The following is a 22,678-nucleotide window of genomic DNA, read 5'->3' on the forward strand; positions in this document are numbered from 1 at the left end:
GCGAATGAAAGTCGTACTGGTTGGAGTTCCGTACATCAATACTCGTATTCCACCCCTTTCAATTGCCCTGTTGGCAGGTCACCTTCGGCAGAACGACTTTGAGGTGGCTTCGGTTGATCTCAATATCGAGGCCTACAAGGCTGCTCCGGAAGACTTAAAGAAATACTGGAAGATGACGCAAGGCTTCCAGTGGGCTGAGAAGGATATTTTCGACGCTATTTTATTTCCGCGTCTGGTGGAGCCCAATCTGGGTGGCTGGGTTTCAATGATCCTAGAGCATAAGCCGGATGTGGTGGGGATTTCTGCCACCGCCTCACCCATGGCCAAAATCATTGGCCGGCAGATCCGTCAACGATCTCCCCAGGTCAAGATTATCTACGGCGGGCCCACCTGCTCCAAGTTTTATGGTGATGACAGCTACAAAGATCCAACCGTCAGTGATGCGGTTGTCGATGGCGAAGGTGAAGAAACCCTGCTCGATCTAATGAACAAATACCGGGATCACGGAGAGTTTGTCCCCGTGCCGGGCGCATCGGTTTATTACCAGGGACAATTTGTCGATGGTGGCTTTCGCCCGGGAGTAAAAGATTTAGATTCCCTGGCTCCACCTGATTTTGAGGATTTTGATCTTGCTGATTATACCGACGAAGACAGCTATGGTGGCAAAAAGGAATTCTTGGAAGTCCCCGTCTACTCTTCCCGCGGATGTGTGGCCAAATGCCACTTCTGTATGGACTACAAAATGTGGCAGAGCTACCGCTTTAAGAGTGCCAAGGCCTTTGTTCAGGAACTCAAATATCTCCGCGACAAGTATGGGGCCGGGCAGTACTTCTTTGTGGAGCTACTGTTTAATGGCAGCCACAAGTGGGTGCGCGAGTACGCAGCGGAGATGAAGAAAGAAGGTCTTCACTTTCCCTTTCACTCCCATGGTCGAATTTCCAAAAACATGACCCCGGAGTTGCTGAGGAATCTGCGCGAAGTGGGTTTGTTTCATTTGAACTACGGCCTGGAATCAGCTTCCGACAAAGTATTGAAACTCATGACCAAGGGGTACGGCTACCGGGAAGCCTCCCGCTGTATCATCGACACTCACAATGCAGGCATTAGCATGTCGATCAACTTGGTGATTGGTTACCCGGGAGAAACTACCAAAGAGTGGTTGAAGACCCTTTGGTTCATCATTCGCCACCGCAAGTTTATTAACAGCAAACCCAATATGGCCATCTGTGATGTGATCCCTGGTGCGGACCTCCATCAAAATCCTGAAAAGTTCGGCATTACCTTTGACCCCAAAGATCCTTATTTCTTTTCCAACTGGCAGACAATTGACGGCAAAAACACCTTTAAGGTTCGCAAGTTTCGCCGCGACATCATGGATTATGTCTTTTCCCGCATTCGTTTTCACGAGTACTATCGAGAGCGAGATCGATTGCGTGGTCAGAACAAGACAGGTGACAAATCACTGGGCCGATTGCTCAAGAAACTCTATATCGCCCAGCCCAGACGCCACGATAGTCCGGGCCTTAAGTAACGTAAATATAAGCCTGAGGATTTGCGGAGAATGGTCGGCAAAGGACCAACTTCACTGATAAAGACCTTTGTGGCTCAACAATTAAGGGGGCCAGTTTTAATCACCTTCGTTTGCTGCAGGGCTCTTCGTCCTGCTTTCCCGACCATGCTCTAGGCCCAATCTCATCCCAGACTCTCTCTCCTCCATATTATGGCCGATAGGAATTCAACAACTTGATGAAACCAGCAGGGTTCTGAGGGAAAGCAACTAATGGTATCCATCCGCCGAAGCACGTTTTTTGTCGCCATACTCGTGGTGCTGGTCTTTGTCGGCGGTGTGTTTGGCTACTCCTACATCGAGGGCTGGGGGCTGTTTGACTCCCTTTATATGACCGCTATCACCCTGACAACCACGGGTTATCAAGAAGTGCGGCCCCTTTCACCTGAAGGCCGGGCCTTCACTATCGTGTTGCTGATAGTGGGGATGGGAACCGTCGCCTTCTCCATCACCCAATTTATGCAAGACCTATTTTCCATCAACTTCAAACTGCAGCGGAGGAAAAAGATGGAGAAAAAACTCGAAGGCCTAGTTGGCCACACCATCATTTGTGGCTACGGCCGAATCGGGCGAGTGATCGCCTCCGAGCTTCACAGGGCTGAGAGGGACTTCGCTATCATTGAGAAGAATGAAAGGAACCTCCACGACCTTGAGCAAACCCCTTACTTGTTCGTCGAAGGCGACGCCACCCATGACGAATATTTGGAAAGAGCGGGAATCAGGCGGGCGGCCTGCTTGGTCAACATGGTCGACTGCGACGCAGACTCCCTGTACATCTCTCTCGCCGGCCGCACCCTCAACCCTGATCTTTACATCATTGCCCGTGCCTCGGATGAATCAGCCAGGCGGAAAATTCTCCGAGCCGGTGCCGACAAAGTGATCCTTCCGGTTGTGGTTTCTGGGGTCAAGGTAGCTCAGTCAGTTCTCAATCCCGCCATTGAAGGCCTGTTGGACATTGAAGGCGTGGATCTACAGGCCGACCGCAGGGTACAGATGGCGGAAATTGATATTACAGCAAAATCAAAGCTCAAAGGAAAAAGCCTTATCAACTGCGGATTCAAAAGAGAAGGAGTGATCGTCGTCGGTATTCGTCACAAAGACGGTGAGTTTACCTTTGCCCCGGACTCCCAATATGAGTTTTCCGAAGGGGACACTTTGGTCACCCTCAGTACTCCTCAGTCCTTTGAAGAAGTCAAACAGGCCCAACAGGATGCCTAGTGAGGTAATTGGCGACCATGATTGCTGATGGCGCACTGCTTTTAGCCCTCATTCTCATGACAGGTTTTGTGGCCACAAGGCTGGCCAGAACCTTTTCGCTACCGCATTCAGTGTTTTTGGTCCTGATTGGTTTGATATGTGGTGGTGGTCTCCAGTATGCAGGCATTGTTCTGCCTGCTGCCGTCAATGACTCCTTTGCCGACATCATCCTCTTTATCCTCCTTCCTCCGTTAGTGTTTGAGTCCGCCTACAATCTGGATGTGGATCAACTCAAGCACAACATTGTTTCGATACTGGCCTTGGCCATTATTGGTCTGATCATTTCCACGGGTCTAGTGGGATTGGGATTGCATTGGGCCTTTGGCTTTGAACTCATTCCCTCGTTGGTTTTTGGGGCACTCATTTCAGCAACTGACCCGGTCGCCGTGGTGGCACTATTTAAGGAAGTGGGAGCTCCTAAGCGGCTACTCACTTTAGTTGAAGGCGAGTCCTTGTTTAATGATGGGACGGCCATCGTTCTTTACCGAGTCTTAGTTGCGGCAGCGGCATCGCCAATGCTTGACAGTTCAATTCTTGGCGCAGGAGCCTTGAGCTTCGCCATTGTTTCTTTTGGTGGGATCGGCGTGGGAATTGGACTGGCAGTGATGACTTCTGGACTGCTAAGCTTCACCCGGAGATCTGCCGCGGCACAAATGGGCATCACTGTTGCAGCCTCGTCGATTGGCTTTATTGTCGCCGATCACTTTCTTCACGTCAGCGGTATCTTTGCGACGTTGGTCATCGGTGTTTATCTGGGCCACCGGGCAAGGTTGGAATTTAACAAAGAGGCTCTTCACGGTATGCACAGCTTGTGGGAGTTTCTCTCCCTCTGCGCCAACTCCTTGGTTTTTCTTGCCGTCGGCTTTTTTGTCGACTTTTCCATTCTATGGAAAAGTCTGGCACTGGTCCCCGCCACACTGGTTTTTGTCTACGGCGCTCGATGTGCGGCTGTGCCCCTTGTCCTATGGGCCGCTCAAAAGGTACGTCCAAGCGAAAGAACATCTTTCTCCTTTCAGACAATACTCATGTGGGGAGGCCTGCGTGGGGGATTGGCATTGGCCTTGGTCATGCTCCTCCCAGAGACCTTTCCCTACAAAGCGGAGTTTCTGGCGCTCACCACCGCCGTGGTGCTTTCTACACTTCTGCTCAATGCACTCACCATCACTCAAGTAATGGCCTTTTTCGATCTGAATCGCCTACAGGGCATTGATCAGGAGACCTATAGTCATGTCCTAAACATGATTCACCACCCTTTGTTTGCCTCATTAAGGCGATCCGCCGAAGGTGGTGTACTTTCACCCTTGTTGGTGGAGCAATTCGAAAAAAAGGTTTTGCAGACTTTGGACGACACCTCAAAGGCCGACACTCAACAGAACTTCGATTACCATCAGCTTTTATTGTTCGAACGTCAACTTTACCACCAAATGTTGGAAAATCGGGAGATTACCAAGCCGGCCTATCGCAAACTTTGCCAAGATGTTCGCCGCCGACTGGATTCCCATAAGGATATCCATAATATCACCATCTACAAATCGTCCTTTCTTCGGCCAGAGACGAGATTTGTCCGTCTTCTCGCCGTCACCTTTCCTGCCTGGCACCGGAGAATTCGATTTGCCCGATTGGGAATGGATTTGGAGATCTTGTTGTTTCTAATCTTTGGATTGGAGTCAGGACTCAGACATGTTGCCCCTGCCTCGGATGTGGCCCATGTTGGGAACAAGTGGCTTGAAAAATCTCGAAGCCAGCTTCGTGATCTCTACCTTCATTATCCCATGTGGGCCAATGGTATCCAAAACCATTTCATGATCCGAGTGATCGCCGCCGGAACCCACCACCAACTGGAGGGGCTTAAAGAGGCTGAGGTCATCTCTGAGAGCATATATTCGCAGGCAGAGGAGGCTCTTCAGCAGGCCCACCAGCTCTGGATGCGACAGGCAAAACAGACGTTCAGCCTACACCTACACCACTTCTTGATGGGCGTCCGGCTATTCCGCGAACGAAAACAATCAGAACTGGAATCCTTGGAACAGTATGTAAGTCAAGGATACTGGCCAGCTGGGCGAACACTTCATCGCGAGGATATCCACTCCGCTGCCGCCATTGTCATTGCTGAAGGCAAGGTCCACCTTGCGGGCCCCTTCCTAAACAAGGATCAAACCACACTTGAGCTGGGCCCACGCGATACCTTGTTACGAATTGACTCTACTCACTCATCTAGTGAGTGGCTTTTGATTGAAAAAAACGGGGAACGGTATTTCCGCTCAACCGAAAACATGGAGATTATCGTCGATTTCAACACCGAAACAGTGGAAGTACCACTTGAAAAGAGTCAGGTAGACCCAAGCCAACTCATGCCCGTCGCCTAGATCAAATTTCCACTTCACTTAGTGATGACTGTGGTGCTCTTCGACGTTCCTGTCAGACACCCGGTTTTCGAGTTTAAACTCAAAAACCGCTGGGAAACCATCAACCAGTAGATGAACTTTTGCTATTTGCCCATCCTTAAGTTCTCCCTGAGGGTCAAACAGCATAAGATGGTAACCCCCTGGCATGAGGTGCAGAGCCTTACCGGCCTCAATGACCACCTCGTCCACCTTTTCCATTCCCACTCGCCCATCCTTTTCATAGGTCCGGTGGAGCTCAGCCTTTGCAAAATGATCCACACGACTGACAGAAACCTTAATCGCCTTCGCCGACTGATTTTCTATGTGAGCATAACCCGCCGTCATGTGACTGCCAGGCAAAGGCAAAAATATCTTGGATTGCTTAACTCCGATCCCACCCTTACCCGCGACCGCCAACCAGGCCAGATTCGATATCAACACCAAAATCAAGGTCTTGGTCACAATTCTTGTCATCACAACAACTCCTTCACTTTAGCAAGAATCTCAGCGGCATCCGTCGGCGCCACCAAGCTATCCAGAACTCGCCCCTTCCGATCCAAAAAGTACAAACGATCTGTATGAATATAGGAATACCCAAGCTCGGAATTGGGTTCGACGCTTTTCGAATAGGTGGCTCCAAAAAGCGAAATCGCCTTGTTCACCTCGGTTTGAGTACCGGTCAAGCCGACAAAGCCCTTGAGAAAGTACTGAGCATAGGCAGAAACCTCCTCCGGCTTGTCATTATCCGTGTCCACGCTGATAAAAATGGGTTGCACATCCTCTAGGTTCTGGGCTCCCAGCTCCGCCAGGGCTTCACGGATCTTGATCATGCGCAAGGGACACACATCTGGGCATTTGGTGTAACCAATGTAGAGCAGATTGAGGTCTTTAGAGTGATCCGAAAACTGCCAGGCCTCGCCACCATGATTCAAGGTGAAATCACCGCCTAAAAAACTCTCATGCCGACGTTCCTGCAGGAACATCCACAGGGATGCCAGGGTCACAACAAAGGTGAACACAAAAAAGAGCTTCGCCGGAATGCTAAATTGACTTTTTTCCACCAATTCTCCGTTATTCAGGAATTATGTTCCTATATCAAAACAAGGAGCCCTATGCAATCCTCCTCAAAAAGTACCGGTGCGGGGTCAAGGTTTTAACGCAACAGTTCCGCCATAGCTTCGCGTGGTGTTCTCCACCCCAGGGTTTTCCTGGGCCTATCATTGAGTAGCCGTTGGACTCGTTTGATCTCCTTGCGAGTAATGTTGGTAAAGTTAGTTCCTTTGGGGAAGAACTGCCGGATCAAACCGTTAGTGTTCTCGTTAGTTCCTCGTTCCCAAGGACTTTGTGGGTGGGCAAAATACACCTTCATTTGGGTTTCTTTAGTGAAGAGTTTATGCTGAGCCATTTCTCGTCCTTGATCATATGTCAGGGTTAGCCGAAGCTCCTTTGGTAACTTCTTGATCTCCTTCGCAAATGCTCTTCTGACATCCTCGGCTTTCTTGCTTTTCAGGGGGACAAGGATAGTGGTTCTCGTGGTGCGCTCTACCATAGTTCCCAGGGCTGTTTGCTCCCTTTGCCCGCCAATGATTATGTCTCCCTCCCAGTGTCCCGGTATGGAGCGATCAGCAACCTCTGACGGCCTTTCCTCGATTGATATCATGTCCTCAAGATTGGATACTTGCCCTTTCGCGCTTCGCCCTCGGGTCCGACGCTTTTTGTGGGCCTGCCTAAGACACCTAGTCAGTTCAGCACGAAGTTCTCCCCGAGGAAGAATGTAGATGTAGGAATAGATCGTTTCTTTGGAGACCTGCATGGATTCATCCTCATACCGGGATTCTAAGTGCTGGGCAATCTGTTCGGGAGACCAGTAAAGCTTGAGCTTAGCCCGAATGACCCTTAACAAACGCTGATTTTTCAATATCTTGCGCTTGCCTAAACGGCGGCTGCGTGAGGCTCGCTGAGCCTCTTTATCTGCCCAAACTGCCCGGTAATTGATCTGCTCCTTGAAGCGCCTGAGCTCTCGGCTAATGCTGCTTGGAGCACGGGAAAGCTCTTGAGCAATATCTCGAACCCCCAGGCCTTTCGACAATAAACGACTGATTTCTTCTCTCTCTTCTAGCGAGATTCGTTTGAATTTTTTCACAACACTCCTATTATTAAAGTGTTGCGTTAAAATCTAGTATTCACCCGGGTATCTTTTGGTATTGCGTAACATCAAAAAGCCCCACCAAATGCGCATTTTCCAGTTATGCGCGATACCAAGAACCACCCGGTACCTTTTACACGCCCTGTATTTCTTGTCCCGCCAACATGAATGGTTTTCTTGAAACCGGATCTTAAGTTGCGAAAATCCTTGGCCTTGCCTAGATTTCCACCAACCCTTAAATCCCGTCTAGGAGGACTTTCATGAAATCTCTATTAGCCCTGTGCATGATGGCCGTTAGCTCCATCGCTTTCGCTGCTGACCTGAACTGGAAAGAAGATGTCACCCTCACCCTGGAAATCCCCGATCAACCTGAGCGCAATTGGGGTCAAGTCTTGGTTGAAGTCACTGGAGTGGAAACTGAGTACTGCGTTGAACAAGATGTTGTTTATGAGCGCGTTATTGAAGTTCTTCCCGGTGTTTACAAAGTCGATAACAGCAACGACATGTCTTATAATGGCCCCTTCTACATGTACCCCGTTGAGCGCCCTGACCGTCCTAGTGCGGCCATGAGACTCTGCCCTCAGGAAAACCAGAATCGCAAGTTCGAGCGCAAGGTTCGCTTTTTGGTTCCCTGGAACAAAAAGGAAGGTTCAATCGTCCTTCACATCCCTGCCGGCACCTTTAAGCTTCAGTTCGGAAATCCCGACGTGAAAATCGGCTGGGGTTCTATGCCCATGTACTAATCGGGTACAAATACCTGAATGTCAAAAAAGGCTGCTCTCTGGGCAGCCATTTTTGTTTTCTGAAGGTACTAGTTTTTTCAGGGGTCTTCAGTCTAAAACCTGCCCACATTCATTGCAAAATTTGGCATCATAATCATGGCCCTCTTTCGTGCAATGACGGCAGGTGCGGGTAAATTCCTTCTTGCGAGTCACGTTAGCCATTTCAACCGAAACAATTCCCGTGGGCACGGCAATGATTCCATATCCAGCAATCATCAACAGCGAAGAGATCAGCTGTCCCAACGGCGTCTGCGGAGCAATGTCTCCGTAACCGACCGTCGTCATCGTCACAATCGCCCAGTAGACCGACTTGGGTATACTGGTAAAGCCGTTCTCCCGGCCCTCCACCAGATACATAATGGTGCCAATAATAAACACCATGGTCACAACCACTCCCAGAAACACCGTTATCTTATGTCGGCTCTGGTGGAGGGCCGCCTGCAAAATCCCTCCGGCATGGGTGTAGCGTTGGAGTTTCAGGACGCGAAAGACTCTTAACAATCTCAATCCCCTTATGATGAGGAGTCCCTGCACACCTGGGAAGATCAAACTAAGGTAGGTGGGTACAATTGAAAAGAAATCCACCAAACCAAAAAAACTAAAAACATATCGCAGAGGTCGATGGACACAAAATAGGCGAAGTAAATACTCGACAGTGAACAAAATGGTGAAAACCCACTCAAGAACCGTCAGCTCAAACAGGTACTCCCTCCTAACGGAATCCACACTCTCCATCATGACCACAGCCACACTGAGGACTACAAGAATGATCAGGGTCACGTCAAAGGCACGGCCCGATGACGTTTCGGCCTCAAAAATGATGCGGTGAAGTTTTTCCCGAAGTTCCCTCATGGCTTCAGCCTACCATGCATTCTAATGGTACCAAGTACCTTTTTCGGAAACATCGCAAAAAAAAAGAACAGCATCAGATGGCGCTCCCTGTTTTGCGATGCTTCCGAAAAAGGTACTTGGTACCATCGAAGAGTCGCAAAGCCAGGTAGCGCTGATTCTGGTGATCGACCACTGGAGCCGGATAGTCTTTGCCGATCTGAAAGCCTTGAGGCCTTCGGGATTCTGGGGTGTCAGAGGGAAAATGAATATCCTTGTCCTCAAACCAAGCCAACTCGGGAACCCACTGGCGAATAAACTCACCTTCGGGATCGAACTTTTTTGATTGGGAGACCGGATTGAAAATACGGAAGTAAGGTTGAGCATCACAGCCGGTCGAAGCGCACCACTGCCAGCCGCCGTTATTGGCTGCCTTGTCAAAATCCAGGAGCTTGGTGGCGAAGTATTCCTCCCCTTTGCGCCAATCAATCAGCAGATCCTTGACCAGAAAACTGGCCACCACCATGCGCAGACGATTGTGCATCCACCCGGCCTGGTTGAGCTGCCTCATGGCCGCATCCACCAATGGGTAGCCCGTCTGCCCTTTGCACCAGGCCTTGAAGTGGGCGGGCTTTCCCGGCCATTTGATATTCCGGTACTTTTCCTGGAAAGCCTCGGATTCAACGTGAGGGAACTGATCCAGAATCATTTGATAGAAATCCCGCCAGATCAACTCCGACAGCCAGGTCTGTGCCCCCTTGGACCGAGTCTCCCTCGCCGCGCGCACACAAGAGCGTATCGAAATCAGGCCGAAGCGTAAATAGACCGACAGTTGAGAGGTGCCCTTTTCAGCGGGAAAATCCCTTCGATCGGCATAGGCTTTCATCTGTTTTTTGAAATCCGCCAAAGCCTTTTTCGCCGCCTTTACCGTTGCTTCCATGCCCGAATCGACAGCTTTAAAACCAAGCGCCGGGAGCCCTGGCAAAGACCATTTTTTGGCCATAGCGGGACTCATTGAGGCTAGTCTCTTGAAATTTGGCTTTGCTTCTGCAACATGGTCGGCCTTGAGAGCCCTCAGCCATGCCTTTTTGTAAGGGGTGAAGACCCGATAGGGAGTGCCATCAGACTTGAGGATCTCACTACCAGAAAAGACCACATGGTCCTTGAAACTGTGCCAATCAACTCCCAAATTGTGTAAAGCCTTTGCGACCTGATGATCTCTTGTTTTAGCGTAAGCTTCGTAGTCCTCATTGGTAAAGACGGCCTCCACTGCCAATTCTTGGGCGAGCTGAGGGATCAATTCGATCGGGTTTCCATGAAGAACAATCAGCCTGCCCCCATGGGACATGAGGCCTTTATCCAAATCAACCAGGGCTTCATGAATGAAAGCCACCCGCCGATCTTGTTTTTCCGAAAGTCGATTCAGAATATTCGTGTCCAAAACAAAGACGACATAGACTTGTTTCGATTGCCGACAAGCTTCGCTCAGGGCCCGATGATCCTGGAGTCTTAAATCCCGCCGGAACCATACCAAACTCTTGCTATAGGTCATGAAAACAGATCCAGAACCTTCTCTGGCGGCCTCCCCAACACGGCTCTCCCCTTGTAGATCACAATAGGGCGCTCGATGAGCTCTGGGTGTTGAGCGAGATTTTCAGCGATGGTCTCTTTGCTGGTCAGATCAAACTTGAGCTCCCGATACCTGTCTTCCTTGGTTCGTACCAAGGAGGCCGGCTCGCCCTCAAGGATGTCGATGATTTCAAGCAAATCGCCTGCAGTGGGCGCATCCTTTAGGTACTCGATGACCTCTGGCTGTTGACCCTTGTCCTGCAGCAGAGCCAAAGTCTCTCGGCTCTTGGAACATCTGGGATTATGATAGATCTTTATTTTAGACATGGACCTTTAATAACATGATCCCAACAAAAGTTTCACGAACAAGCGCTGGTGACATAGGGGCGTCATTATGGAAAAATGCGCATATGCCTCCTCTTCCCCACAAGCGGCCGGCCCTTTTTGGGGAGTGCCAGATCCTCATCACGTGTTTTCGCAAAATCTTGCCAGTCATTGTCTGGATACAGCGTCCGAATGCCGAGAGTTTGCGGAAATCACAGAAGAGGGGCCAAATTAGCTCAGAAATGAAGCCATAAACTCCGATAGGCCAGTAAGATGGAAATCGCATTTCTCATTGTGGGACTTCCCTTTTTGGTGTTCGGCTTCATTCTCCGCCACTATCTAAAACGCGTGGCCGATGAGGGCAAGCGCGCCATCGGCACCATTGTCGATCATGTGAAAAAGCCCGAGGCCGAACATCGCACCACCTGGAAACAACTGATTGAGGTCGACGGTCGCTTCTGTTTGTCGAGCGTGGCCTCACGCCCCCCATCCGGAGAAGTGGGAGATCCCATTACTGTCTTCATTAACAAAAGACACCCCAACAAAGTCTATGTGCACAGTCGGTTTTTGGAGGCTCTACCTCCCATCCTGATTGTGATGTCTCTTGGTTTTCTCGCTGGATTTTATTTTACCTTCAAATGGGACCGCTTCTCCTTGATCATTGCCGGAGTGATATTAGCCCAACTCGCCTACTCCCTATGGAAGAAGTCACGCCAGATGGGCCCCGCCAAACAGGCCTGGCAGAAAGCGCAAAGAGACTTCACTCTCTATAGCGAATTCCTCTCAGACGAAGAACTGAGCCAACTCATTCGCCTCAGCCGTCACCCAGATGCGGCCCAAGCTCGGCGAAAGTGGAAACCCAATCGGGCCACTGGTGCCGTGATGATGGCCTTAGCCATCGCTGGCTTTAGTGGCTCAATTATTTGGGGCCAGAAGCGGGCTCAGTTTATTGAGTCTGCCGCCAAGGCACCTGGCAAGATCGTCTCCTCACAGAGATCATCGGGTAGTAAGTCCAATGTCTATTACCCAATAATCGATTTCTACCCCCAGGGAAGTCAGGAATCGATTCGCTTTAAAGGTGACTTTGGCACCTCCCATCCGAGTTGGCGAGTGGGCGATCAAGTCGTGGTTCTTTACGATCCCTTTGATCCGCAAAAGGCCATAATGGAAGACGGGCTGTGGATGTACTTCTTTCCCATTCTTATTGGTGGAATGGCCGCCTTGTTCTTTCTCATTGGCTGGGCCAATTTGTTCGCAAGGTCGAATCGGCGCAAAAGATCTCAGCCCCCAGGGGCTCACCGTCCCCGCCGAGCCGCCTAAATCTCCGCCAAAAGGACCCCAGGCCCTCCTCCTGCCGAGTCAGCGAAAAAGACTTGATCTCCTGCCCTCATCTCACTAAGTGTTGAGCCTTCAGTAGCTAACCGTTGAAAGATCGAACTTGAGATGAATCTGCGGTTGGCTTGTGAGGGGGGGAATCATGGGAAAAATCTGTCTATCATTGGCCTTGTCACTCTGCCTATTTTCATTACCGGCCTCAGGCTTTGAGCTGGATGGGCTATGGTATACCGAGGATCAACGGCCCGTGCGCATTCTCAAGAAGGATGAAAACACCTATATTGCCCACACAGCCATCGATTATGTGGACACCCTTGGCCGCGGCACGGGCGAAAAGATCGACTACTACTTTGAGTTTTCTCAAACTGACACCTCTTCCACCCCACTCACTTACCAGGGGTTCCTGAGAACTTTTGACTCCCACTATGCCTGTTCATTTGAAAACGGCGAGGCTTCTATTCGTGTGATTTCTGATCAGGCCATCGACGTGTTTTTGCCCAAGATCAACTTTAAGGTCCGCACGGTCCGTCGGGGCACCCCCCGAGAGAAGCGCCCCTATCCCCTCTACTGCTATGATCCCTACTACAATATGGACTACGTGTGCGCCTGGGACTGGCGCTATCCCCCAGTCAACAACAATGGCCCCATTTTGTCCCGCACTTGCGAGATCACCGGACGCCACACCGTCGGCTCCCGCCTCAGTCGCTAGAAACTGGCCTACCTAATTGTTGATCCGCAGAACTTTAGCTCGCCTTTGTCCGGGAATCGGTTCGATTGCCGAGCCATTCCCGTGAATCCGAATCCTCCACCGTCGCGCATGGGCGTATCCGAACTGCGGCAGCACGCTGACGCAGTCCGAAGACGCGCCTGCGGCCGAAAGGTGCGTGAGGATTTACGGAGAATGGTCGGCAAAGAACCGAATCAACTGACAAAGGATTCTGCGGATCAACAATTAGGTAGGCCAGTTTTATTCAAGTAGTTTAAACGAAATCGCCGCCACAAAGCCAAGCAGAGTCCCCACCCCGGTGAGGTTCCCACCTCCCCGGTGAGCGGCCTCAGGCACCATGGCTGCCGCAATCATGGTGAGCATGGCCCCTGCTGCTACACCTTCGATCCCGATGACAAATGTGTGTGACAGGGATTCGCCAACTGTATAGCCAATTCCCGCCCCGACCCCTGTCATGATGGCCAAAGAAAGCCACAACATCAAAATGCGCGAGGACTTCATCCCTTGGTCCTTCATGCCGACAGAACTCGATAAGGCTTCAGGAAAATTAGAGAGGAATAAGCCAGCAATAAGAGTGTAAGGAACCACATCAAAAAAGCCAATCTCCACACCAGCACTTTGCTTTCCTGCCATAATGGCAAGCAGGCCCGTTCCGATGACAAAACTCTCTGGAATTCCATCAAGAAGGATGCCCAGCCATATCGCCATGGGGGCTCCACTATGCTCTTCATGGGCAGTACGCAGTTCCTGTCTCGAAGGAAGTTCAGATCCCGTTCTTAATGCCGCAGCTGCCTCTCTAGCCCAGTTTTCATTTTCCCGCTCGCGATGTTCACGGATTTCCCGAAGCTCATCCAAACGGTCTAAAACCATTTTCCTTAGGGCTTGATCCAATTTAGGGAACTTTTGCCTTAATCGATCGAAATCAACCTTGCGCAACATCAAACAGCTAACCGCGGCTTCAGCCTTGGCCATCGCCGATCGATGTTCTCCCGTAAATAACGCCATCTCACCCAGAATTGAATTTGCTCCCAAAGTTTTAAACAAAACCCCATCCTGATGGAGGCTCACCTCCCCAGATTGGATAAAAAACAACTCCTCGCCGGGCTCCCCTTGATTAAAAAGAATCTCCTCCGGATTGAAAAGAACGGGCTGAACCAATTCAACCAACTCCTGGACGGCTTCATTGGGAATAGATTGGAAAACTTCAATTCGCGACAGCTCTTTTAGAACTTCATAATGCCGTTTCGCCTTACGCTTTGTGAAGTAGGCCATGGTGGTCGCGGATTTACGCAAAAACCCGCCGTGGGCATTGACCAGTTGATCGAGAACAACAAACAGGACACTACCGACTCCGGCTCCAAAGAGCATGGACAAAAATGCCGCCAAGGGACTCCCATCTCCATGGCCGTGTCCCCCTCCCCCATCATGTGCTGAGGCGACAAGGGCATTTACCGTCGGCGCAACCAATTCAATGGACAAGGCTGCCAATAACGCGCCCGCCCCGAACGCTGCCAGAAGGCCAATCATCTTGCTCTTTGGCTGAGTAATGAGTCCAACCCATGAACCCAATGGCAGAGACGCAGCACTCACTAGGCCCAAAAAAAACGCCCAAAAAAGATGGACAAAACTGAACTCCATCATCACCCCCACTCGCCCGTTGAGGTTTAATGATTTCACAGTTTCAATGAAATTGTCAGGAGTTTTCCAGACCTGGTGACTAGCCGCCAATCCAGGTTGCTGTCAGATCCAAGCCTAGCCTCTTGTCGATGCTCTTACCCAAAAGTGCCGGCTTTTCGATCTTGAAATCATCAAGATCGAGATCCCAGTGCCCCTTGGTGACAATCTTGTTGGCCTCTTTTACTAAGGAGATTTTCAAATTCTCGTAGGTCTTTTCCTGACCGGCAAATTGAACCTTAGCCGTCAGCTGGTGATCACCCGCAACAGCCCCGCCCTTCAGGTCAATGCGAACAGAAACGATGGGATGAAGAGCTCCTTTCACCACCTCCAGCATATGCGTGTCTCGATTGGCATTTCCACTCTCAAACGACTTCACTGGAGCCGCCACCAAAAACTCACAGCCCTCTTTTCCACAATGGCCCCTACCCTTAACGGCACGACTCGTGCCTTGTGAGTCATGGAGAAGATGAGTTACTGTATATGTGACTTGACCCGATTCCAATTCCCATACGGAATCAGCTTTCGCATTCGTTTGAAAAACCAGCGATACGAGACAGAAAACGATCATTCCACTAATCGATTTTGCCATGACTCTCTCCCTTTAAAAATCAATCGTCATCATGAGGGCAGCTAAGCCAAGCGACGCCGCCGTCGTCCCAGCAATTTCAGCCTTATATTTGCCAAGTCCGGTCGGTTTCTTACCTTTTTTTAGATCACCGTTGGCCATTGCCCCAGCAATTGGAGTCAAAATCATGCCTGGCAAATGAATCCAAACCAAGGCCCGATGCAGACGAATATTCCAACCCTTTCTCTCCATGTTGGGTGGTTCAGGAGCTGTCAGCGCCAGATAGGCGGTTCCGGCATAACTGGCAGCCGTTAAATACCCGAGTGTCTCGTGGGCACTACTCGCTTTCTCACCTTCGGGTGCCGTCGACAATGTGGCCAGCAACAAACCCAATGTTCCAAATCCAAACCACTGGTGAAGCTGAAGAGAACTACTTCTCTCATTGAGCATCGCCTGAGCTTTGGGATCTCCTTTGATTTCATGAGTTTCAAAGCCAAGGGACTCCAGATCCAGATCGGACTTCTTTTCATTCTGCGCCACCAAAGTCGTAACTGGGTAAAAGTCCCGAAGGCCTTCCGCTGTCCCGGCCCACACCTGAGCGGGAGCCGCTATCCCCGAAATCCAAATCCCTACGACCAATCTCTTCATCAATAGGGATACTTGAATACCTTTCATGCTAATCCTCCACCAAAACATCAGAGGGACACTCTATTTGTGAAGATTTCCTTTGTCATCAGCAAAGAGAGTGTGGGAATTTCCGCCTCAAATTCAATTACGCAACCTGCCTCGTCTCCAGTACTTTCGTCCAGTTCCCTTCTAAGCCATCAAATTCAGAAGAGAATATTCCGATAAATGGTTGTCATGGCTCAGCTCTACAAAAAAGTCATCTTTGACAACATCCATGGCTATATCACTTTGAATCGGGTGGAAGCCCGCATTCTGGAATCCGCCTATTACCAAAGACTGCGGTGGATTCGCCAGTTGGGATTTAGCTTTTACATTTTCCCCGGTGCCACTCACACCCGACACGCTCATGCCCTTGGCGTACTTCACGTCATGGATCGCATTCTTAGGAGCATTGGTTTGGCCGTTCCAGAAGACAAACTCTTTAACCCCAAGGCCCATGATGAAAAGACGACCTTCCACCGCATGATGCGGCTGGCAGCCATGCTTCACGATATTGGCACCTTCCCATTTTCTCACACCACCGAAATTGCCTATATCGCCCATTGGAGACATCAACAGAAAGTGGGAAAAACCAAGTATGTCGCCAATCATGAAAACCTTGGCAGCCGCATCATCCAAAACACCGACTTTGAAGGTGGCGTAACCAAAATCCTCAAAGAAGAAGGCATTGACCCCCAAGAGCTTTCGCGAGTCATTGCCGGCGAAAGCTCCCGCCTTCTGGCCAACCAGCTCATGCACTCAGATGTGGATGCGGACAGAATGGACTACCTCACCCGCGATGCCCTGCACACCGGAGTTAAAATCGGCATTTTCGATATGGATATGCTGATTCGTTCTCTGACTCTTCATGAAGAGAAGGGGCAAGAAATATTATGTATCAAAGAGGACGCCATGAATGTGGTCGATTCCTTTTTGATCTCTCGCTACCTTTGGTATTCGCAAATCATCAATGACGGAACCGGGTACAAATTTGACCTGATCGCCGCCAAGATTTTTGAGTACTTTCTGGAAAATGGTTTGGCTTACTCCTTTGAGCACTTGATGGACCGAGTCATCCAACACCCCAACGAGTATTTTACCTTCAATGACTCTTACTTTATGGCCAAACTCCACGAGTACCTCGCCGGCCGTATCATGCACCCCATGATCCGCGAGCTGAGCGAAATGCTCGCCCGGCGGATTCCTCCGGCCCAGGTCAAGGTGGCCCCCGTGGTGCCCACCCTCATTGAGAGCGAAGACCACCGCAAGCAACTGGTCAAGGAGACCCAATCCGCAATGGATTGGCTCACTAATGAAATCAAGCAAATCGATCCCGAGGCCTGGGTCATTTGCGATATTCCCACTCGCGATGTGATGTTCACCCAAAATATGGACACTTTGCGAAGGCGCTTTAAATCAGGCAAGGAGGTTCTCTCCTCCCGCGACCCGGCCAAGGTCCTCACTCGTCACGATGAACCGCGCCTGCTTGTGGAAATCCCCAACTCCCTGATGAGTATTCTAAGCCAGTACCGAAACTTTATTCCCCGGGTTTACCTAAGTCCAAAGGTCTATGAAGTTTTAAAACAAAAAAAGATTCTTGAAAAAATGCGTGAACAAAACTTTTCAAACCACAAATAGACAATGATTCATCCACTGGTTGCCATCAGCAGCATCATTCTCACCTTTGCCATCACCTTTGGCATCTTTATGCTGACGCCAGTGGATGTGGAAGACTACTTTTTTATCAGCATTCTCATCCTCATCGCTATCTATACCCTGATTGCCATGGTTCGCGACAGGGACACTTACTGGAAAAGGCGGTGGTTGCAAAGCCCCATCAAGATCATCGGCAAATACCTATTTTGGGGTGGCTTTATTTACGTGGCCAAAATCACCTACTCCAGCCACTCCTTTTACACCCAGGCTTTTTCTCACGCCGAGTATTTCCTCAATTTCTATTTTAATCTTTATCTGTGGGCGGGACTTCCTTATTTTGTGTTGGCCGAAAAGTATCGATACTCGGCCAAGAACTTCCTCAACGACCCTTACCTGAGGATTCTCTCAATTTTTCGCCAAATTGCCCGTAGAAAGTGGTCAAGCCTCAAAAGGCTTTACCGTGTTAGAGCCTACCAGACATTTATCATCTCTTCATTGCTCAGACTTCACTTTATTCCTCTAATGGTGGATCAGATTTATTTCACCAACAGAGATATCGCCAGCTCACTTGGAGAAAACACCTGGACCTACACAGCGATTGTGGCCACGCTGACTTCATTGGTTTGGACGATTGATGCCAACAACGCCTCGATTGGCTATTTTTGGGAGTCAGTTTTTACCAAAACCCGGTTTAAAGCCATGGACACCAATCCTATTCATTGGATAATCACCATGGCCTGCTATATGCCCTTTACCATTTGGGCCACCACCTTTTTGCCGGCACTGATGGATCACAACACAGCTGTGGTCCATATCATTGATGGCGCCTGGTTCGAAGTGCTCACTGATATCGTAGGGTTGACCTTTCTGGCCGGATATATTTCTTCCGGTGCCTCACTCTACTTTGCCACTTCCAATATGACCTATAAGGCCATTCAAACCAAAGGCCCCTACTCCCTGGTTCGCCACCCAGCCACCTTTTGCAAAGTAGGCTTTTTTGGTATTGCCACCTTTAAATTTTCGATTGCCTACACGGCGATCAATATCTTTGCCTATTTGCTGTGGACAGGAATCTACGTGGCCCGCACCATTTGCGAGGAGCGCTTTCTCTCTCAGTTTGAAGAATACCGGGAATACAAAAAAAAGACCCGGTACCGTCTGATACCGGGTCTCTGGTAGAGGGGTGGTTGACCCTCTAACAAATCAATTGTTTCCAATCGTAACACCAGGCTGGGGTCCAATCACGCCAATCTTTTTGTAGTTCATGAAGACTCCATCAAGAAGAACTGGTGCCGGACCAAATGTGGCTTCCATATTTGCCAGGCCAAGGTCATTCTCGGTGTAAACTTGAATGCAGTAGACTTTGTCCCCGGCTGCCCCAAAGTCCTCGACCGGCAATCCACTGTCGGCTTCACAGGCGGTAATGCCCACGCCGTTCACTCCCTCTAAGGCAAAAAAGTCGGCGGTGTAGGCGTCTTTCACCATCCGCACATCTTCAATGTTGTTCAGGTAAGCAGCCGTGGCAGCAAGTGTGACGGTCATGGCAATCACTCCCATCAGTGTTTTCACTTTTGTGTTTTTCATGGTTCCCCCTCATTGTTGGGCCCTGATTGGCCCTACACCCCTTTTTTAACTCCCCTGATTCAAATCCCTCAATTTGAATCAACAGTTCCCTTCAGGTTCCTTGAACAATTTGTTCAGATTTTGCCCTGAAAGGGAAAACATCTGAACATTGATCTGGCTAATATTATTGGATTTTTTCTGGTCCGCCTGGGCCACCAGAGAGCTCAAGAACTCGGTCATTTGCGAGCTAAACTGAGCGTAGTCGTCTATATCCAAAGTAAAGGTATGAGAGAGAAAGACCCCCTCTTTTCCGTAGCGATTGCGCCAAGCCCACTTGGAAAGATCCAATTGTTTGCCTAAGTATTCTTTCTGCAGCAACTTCATGGAATTCGAATCCCGAGCCTGTAAATGATCGGCAACCAACTGGTATTTCCTCTCGGCATTTTCAACTAGCAAGCCTTCTTCACCCAATTGATCCAAGGCCTGTGACATTTGCTCAGGTGAGAGTTTAAGGCTACCACCCAGCTCCACCACTTCGTCCCGGGTTTTACCTTCGGCCGCCACCCATACTACGGGATGGTACCATTCGCGAAACAGAGCATTGGCTCGGGTCAGAGCCCTCGTTTCCGGCTGGTCTTTTGGACGCAAGCGATCTAGTCGCCTGCGGTAAAAACCCTTGGCGGTGGGCTCTTCGGTTTGCTCCCAGTGGACGAGAGTCTCAAAAAACTCCCTTTCCTCTTCGCCAAAGTCCAATGCCGTGGCAAAGCGATGAATATTGTCGACGGTGAGGTTGCGCCTTCCCGTCATAATCATCTGCAGGTAATTGGGCGAAGGAAGCCCTGCCCGATTTGAAAAATAGGCGTATGAAAACCCCGGCGTCACTTTTTTGGAGTACTCGTAAAACTGCTTTAAATACTCCCTATAGGAGCCGAATTGAAATAGAGACGGCAAAACGCAGTTTGCGCCCATGACAATCCATCCTTTCGACCACCCACATCATTTGCCCAGATTTTGATCCAGCACAACCCTTGGTTGCAAATCGGATAGAATCTACATGATCTGGGCTAGGCCGCGGGCTTAGAAAGCCCTAAAATCAAGGGATGAGCATCCCCTCCTGGCTCTTGAGCCTCTTGATTCTTGCAGGATTCCTCTCCCCTCACCCGACCTGGGGGCAGACGCGCCCTGGAGACCTTCTTCAGGGGCCCAACGATCCTGGCTTTCAAGCTGACTTTGAAAAGGCGCTGCTGACTGAAAACAAAGACCTCAGCGACCAATCCTGCATCAAAAAAATGCCGCCCAAAACCTTTAAGGACATGAAGGATCTGATCGACTCCCGTCAGTTGACAATTGGAGTGGTGGACCTGAGCGAAAAAGGAAAACCCAAACTCGCCTCTTACCATGCGGGCACCGCCTTTTGTGCGGCCAGTATCCCGAAGATTGCCATCATTGCCTCTATGGCTCCGGCCTATAATGAAAAGCTGGTCGACATTGAGTCTCTTCCCGAGAGGGGCCTTAAAGATCGCTACATCCGCATTGCCGATCTTCAGCGCTACCTTTACATGGACGAGATGAGAGCCATGGCTGTTCTCTCGCGCAATTCAAACACCGCTGACGTGGCGGAGAAAATCCAAGGAGCCGCCTGGGAAGACGCCGTGGTGGGAAAAAGCCAGTGCTACATCAATGAGCGAGTGCGGGACATGGGAATCAGTGAGGATCTCAACCCGGGCACAGCTCCGCAAAGCGGTGGCGACCAAGACCCTTTTGCTAAAGTTCTTTACCTGGGAAAATCCTACCGCCCCAACTGTGATGCCACCAAGGGCAAAGAATTGAAGCAACTCTCCCCTCGCTTTTGCCACTGTGGAGGCCCCGTGTGGAACCCAGGTTACATCTTTCCGGGAGGAGGTCTTGGCGCGGGAACTCAAGTCGCCTCCTCAATGGGGATTCTCTCCTTTTACACCGCTCTTGAGCACGATCAGGTGAAAGACCCTCAGACCTCCGATCTTATTCGCCGAGTGATGAATTACCCTTGCGAGATCGCTCGCAACAAAGCCAACTACAATCGCTTCGTCAAAGGGGTGTGCGAACCCAATCCCGCGGCAAAGCCTGAGGATAAATCGACACCCTCAAACATCTACCGCAAGAGTGGTTCTTTTCACGTTCCTCTCGGCGGCGATCGCAAACGTCATTGTTACGGTGATAGTGCCTTGATCGAACACAAAAACGGCACCAAGTACGCCGTGACTGCCATCTGCAATGATTTACGTTTGACTGCAAACCCCGCCAAGGGCCGCCCCAAAGACATCCCTTCCCGCTGCGCCAGCGACGACGCCAGCTCCCCGCAAATGATGGAGTACATTTCCAATCGCATCGATTGTTTGATGAAGGCGCGAGGAAGTGGACACAAACCCAAAAGCGCACCGAGTGGCAAAGCCAGTTCGGGGACGAGTTAAGTGCCTATCTATCCTGAAGACTTGCGCAACCTGGATTTCAAATCTAAAAGCTTAATATCCGCAGGGCTTTCAATACGGACTGCTGGCTGGTAACAATTGATGGGTCCGAGATCCACCGGAGCCATTGACGACGAGCTATCGAATCCAATGACCCAAAGCTCCCCTTCGCGAAAATAAACTGACGTCCCTGCAGTTGAACGGATCTAGAAGCCAATCTCAACAACTCCTTTTGCTTCAGACTCTCCCTTTAAGACCTCCGTCAGCTCGAATTCCATCTGATACTTCTTCTTTGGCCAAAACCCGCCATTGCTTGGAACTTCCTTGATAGACGCAATCTTGCCAAAGAGGACAGTATTCTTACTCGCCAAAGCATCGTAAAGAGGAACTTGCTTACAGCTAGAAGAGTGCCCAAGGTTAGTTAACATCAAAGCGACACGACCAATGAAATTATGTAAGAAGCCATGATCATTACCTCCCTGAACCGCTACAGTAGTTTCTTCTCCGGTGGCGATCCCACCAACTCCCACTACCCTTTGTCTTCTGGATGAGTCTAACGGGCTATCCTAAATTCTACTTTTGGGTTGATCTTCTCGTTATAGGCGATCAGCTTATCGGTCGAAACCTTGTCGATCCGATGATTCACGATCTCGCTGATTCGAGATTGATCAATTCCCAACAGTTTGGCGAACTCCACCTGGGAAAGATTCTTCTCAGTCATGTACTTCACAAGAATCTGGCATAATTCCCAACGAAACTTTTCTGCGGGAGACGAACTAGGGCCGACCATCAATGTGCCCTCAGCTCCTTTAAGCTTCCTATCCATCTCTTTTAACGTCTTCTTGCTTGGATAACGCACGGATTACCTCCTGTAGGCATTGACGATGCCGACGTATAGTTCTTCATCGTGAAGCAGCCAAATCAACTTATAAAACTTCTGATCGAACTCCATCCTGTCGTTGACGAAGTATTGGAAACCTTCTTCGTCTTGATCAATAGGTCCAAATGACTTTCCATCAAGCTGCCTCACCAGAGCCAAAATAACCTCATCCGTTATTGAGTCGGCATGCTTTTCCTCGTAGTGAGGATCGATGACGACTCTCTCTAGTTGTCTGCCGTTGATGCTTAACTTCAGTGGGTAGATCCGTCGGCTCATTTTAAAACCATACTCAATCTTGCAATATA

Annotated in this window: 23 protein-coding genes; 9 read left to right on the forward strand and 14 right to left on the reverse strand. The window is 50.0% G+C overall.

The genetic code is table 11. The features are described from left to right. Window positions 1–4 precede the first annotated feature (4 nt). From H6624_05400 to H6624_05410, 3 genes are all read left to right on the forward strand, one after another. Window positions 5–1,531: a radical SAM protein gene (locus H6624_05400; protein MCB9083755.1), complete on the forward strand. Its 1,527-nt coding sequence runs from the start codon at window positions 5–7 to the stop codon at window positions 1,529–1,531. 249 nt (window positions 1,532–1,780) lie between these two features. Then, window positions 1,781–2,785 (forward strand): potassium channel protein, encoded by a 1,005-nt coding sequence (locus H6624_05405; GenBank protein MCB9083756.1) that lies wholly within the window; start codon window positions 1,781–1,783, stop codon window positions 2,783–2,785. A gap of 8 nt (window positions 2,786–2,793) precedes the next feature. Further along, complete coding sequence (locus tag H6624_05410) at window positions 2,794–5,190, forward strand: sodium:proton antiporter (GenBank protein ID MCB9083757.1); 2,397 nt, start codon at window positions 2,794–2,796, stop codon at window positions 5,188–5,190. 18 nt (window positions 5,191–5,208) lie between these two features. Here the strand turns inward: H6624_05410 and H6624_05415 are convergent, their stop codons facing one another. From H6624_05415 to H6624_05425, 3 genes are all read right to left on the reverse strand, one after another. Continuing rightward, entirely contained in the window at window positions 5,209–5,685 is a 477-nt protein-coding gene (locus tag H6624_05415) for a copper chaperone PCu(A)C (GenBank protein ID MCB9083758.1), read from the reverse strand. After that, window positions 5,682–6,269 carry an SCO family protein gene (locus H6624_05420; GenBank protein MCB9083759.1) on the reverse strand — a complete coding sequence of 196 codons (588 nt, stop codon included), beginning with the start codon at window positions 6,267–6,269 and terminating at the stop codon, window positions 5,682–5,684. Before H6624_05420 ends, H6624_05415 begins: the two co-directional genes overlap by 4 nt. Before the next feature lie 92 nt (window positions 6,270–6,361). Further along, a complete protein-coding gene (locus H6624_05425) occupies window positions 6,362–7,351 on the reverse strand; it encodes an IS30 family transposase (protein MCB9083760.1) in 990 nt (329 codons plus the stop codon). 263 nt (window positions 7,352–7,614) lie between these two features. Here H6624_05425 and H6624_05430 point away from each other — a divergent pair, with 263 nt between their 5' ends. Beyond that, window positions 7,615–8,097, forward strand: a complete 483-nt coding sequence (locus H6624_05430) for a hypothetical protein (GenBank protein ID MCB9083761.1) — start codon at window positions 7,615–7,617, stop codon at window positions 8,095–8,097. A gap of 87 nt (window positions 8,098–8,184) precedes the next feature. Here the strand turns inward: H6624_05430 and H6624_05435 are convergent, their stop codons facing one another. The 3 genes from H6624_05435 to arsC form a co-directional block, all read right to left on the reverse strand. Continuing rightward, window positions 8,185–8,988: an ion transporter gene (locus tag H6624_05435; GenBank protein ID MCB9083762.1), complete on the reverse strand. Its 804-nt coding sequence runs from the start codon at window positions 8,986–8,988 to the stop codon at window positions 8,185–8,187. A 73-nt stretch (window positions 8,989–9,061) separates the two neighbouring features. Further along, on the reverse strand, window positions 9,062–10,516 hold the full coding sequence (locus H6624_05440) for a deoxyribodipyrimidine photo-lyase (protein MCB9083763.1): 1,455 nt from the start codon (window positions 10,514–10,516) through the stop codon (window positions 9,062–9,064). Next, window positions 10,513–10,860: an arsenate reductase (glutaredoxin) gene (gene arsC, locus H6624_05445; GenBank protein ID MCB9083764.1), complete on the reverse strand. Its 348-nt coding sequence runs from the start codon at window positions 10,858–10,860 to the stop codon at window positions 10,513–10,515. The genes H6624_05440 and arsC overlap by 4 nt, the downstream gene beginning before the upstream one ends. A 270-nt stretch (window positions 10,861–11,130) precedes the next feature. Between arsC and H6624_05450 the strand changes: the two genes are divergently transcribed. Together H6624_05450 and H6624_05455 are read left to right on the forward strand one after the other, a co-directional pair. Next, a complete protein-coding gene (locus H6624_05450) occupies window positions 11,131–12,177 on the forward strand; it encodes a DUF3592 domain-containing protein (protein MCB9083765.1) in 1,047 nt (348 codons plus the stop codon). Window positions 12,178–12,334: 157 nt separating this feature from the next. After that, window positions 12,335–12,901 (forward strand): hypothetical protein, encoded by a 567-nt coding sequence (locus H6624_05455; GenBank protein ID MCB9083766.1) that lies wholly within the window; start codon window positions 12,335–12,337, stop codon window positions 12,899–12,901. A 258-nt stretch (window positions 12,902–13,159) separates the two neighbouring features. Here the strand turns inward: H6624_05455 and H6624_05460 are convergent, their stop codons facing one another. The 3 genes from H6624_05460 to H6624_05470 all read right to left on the reverse strand — a co-directional run bounded on the left by H6624_05460 (window position 13,160) and on the right by H6624_05470 (window position 15,836). Continuing rightward, window positions 13,160–14,560, reverse strand: a complete 1,401-nt coding sequence (locus tag H6624_05460; protein MCB9083767.1) for a cyclic nucleotide-binding domain-containing protein — start codon at window positions 14,558–14,560, stop codon at window positions 13,160–13,162. 76 nt (window positions 14,561–14,636) lie between these two features. Beyond that, window positions 14,637–15,185, reverse strand: coding sequence for a hypothetical protein (locus H6624_05465; GenBank protein MCB9083768.1), 549 nt, complete (start codon window positions 15,183–15,185; stop codon window positions 14,637–14,639). Between the two features lie 12 nt (window positions 15,186–15,197). After that, window positions 15,198–15,836 (reverse strand): hypothetical protein, encoded by a 639-nt coding sequence (locus H6624_05470; protein MCB9083769.1) that lies wholly within the window; start codon window positions 15,834–15,836, stop codon window positions 15,198–15,200. Between the two features lie 177 nt (window positions 15,837–16,013). On the opposite strand from H6624_05470, the gene H6624_05475 reads away from it, so the two are divergent. Then, entirely contained in the window at window positions 16,014–17,465 is a 1,452-nt protein-coding gene (locus tag H6624_05475) for an HD domain-containing protein (protein ID MCB9083770.1), read from the forward strand. A 3-nt stretch (window positions 17,466–17,468) separates the two neighbouring features. Then, a complete protein-coding gene (locus H6624_05480) occupies window positions 17,469–18,662 on the forward strand; it encodes a hypothetical protein (protein MCB9083771.1) in 1,194 nt (397 codons plus the stop codon). 24 nt (window positions 18,663–18,686) lie between these two features. On the opposite strand, the gene H6624_05485 is transcribed toward H6624_05480, so the two are convergent. Next, complete coding sequence (locus H6624_05485; GenBank protein ID MCB9083772.1) at window positions 18,687–19,067, reverse strand: hypothetical protein; 381 nt, start codon at window positions 19,065–19,067, stop codon at window positions 18,687–18,689. 78 nt (window positions 19,068–19,145) lie between these two features. Beyond that, on the reverse strand, window positions 19,146–20,015 hold the full coding sequence (locus H6624_05490; protein MCB9083773.1) for a TIGR02147 family protein: 870 nt from the start codon (window positions 20,013–20,015) through the stop codon (window positions 19,146–19,148). A 131-nt stretch (window positions 20,016–20,146) separates the two neighbouring features. Here H6624_05490 and H6624_05495 point away from each other — a divergent pair, with 131 nt between their 5' ends. Then, window positions 20,147–21,496 carry a hypothetical protein gene (locus tag H6624_05495; protein MCB9083774.1) on the forward strand — a complete coding sequence of 450 codons (1,350 nt, stop codon included), beginning with the start codon at window positions 20,147–20,149 and terminating at the stop codon, window positions 21,494–21,496. A 203-nt stretch (window positions 21,497–21,699) separates the two neighbouring features. On the opposite strand, the gene H6624_05500 is transcribed toward H6624_05495, so the two are convergent. The 3 genes from H6624_05500 to H6624_05510 are packed head-to-tail and all read right to left on the reverse strand — an operon-like array spanning window position 21,700 to window position 22,649. After that, window positions 21,700–22,023, reverse strand: a complete 324-nt coding sequence (locus H6624_05500; protein MCB9083775.1) for a hypothetical protein — start codon at window positions 22,021–22,023, stop codon at window positions 21,700–21,702. A 23-nt stretch (window positions 22,024–22,046) separates the two neighbouring features. Beyond that, entirely contained in the window at window positions 22,047–22,352 is a 306-nt protein-coding gene (locus H6624_05505; GenBank protein ID MCB9083776.1) for an XRE family transcriptional regulator, read from the reverse strand. 3 nt (window positions 22,353–22,355) lie between these two features. Further along, window positions 22,356–22,649: a hypothetical protein gene (locus tag H6624_05510; GenBank protein MCB9083777.1), complete on the reverse strand. Its 294-nt coding sequence runs from the start codon at window positions 22,647–22,649 to the stop codon at window positions 22,356–22,358. Window positions 22,650–22,678: the final 29 nt, after the last annotated feature.

This window comes from Pseudobdellovibrionaceae bacterium, assembly GCA_020635075.1.
Taxonomy (GTDB): domain Bacteria; phylum Bdellovibrionota; class Bdellovibrionia; order Bdellovibrionales; family UBA1609; genus JADZEO01.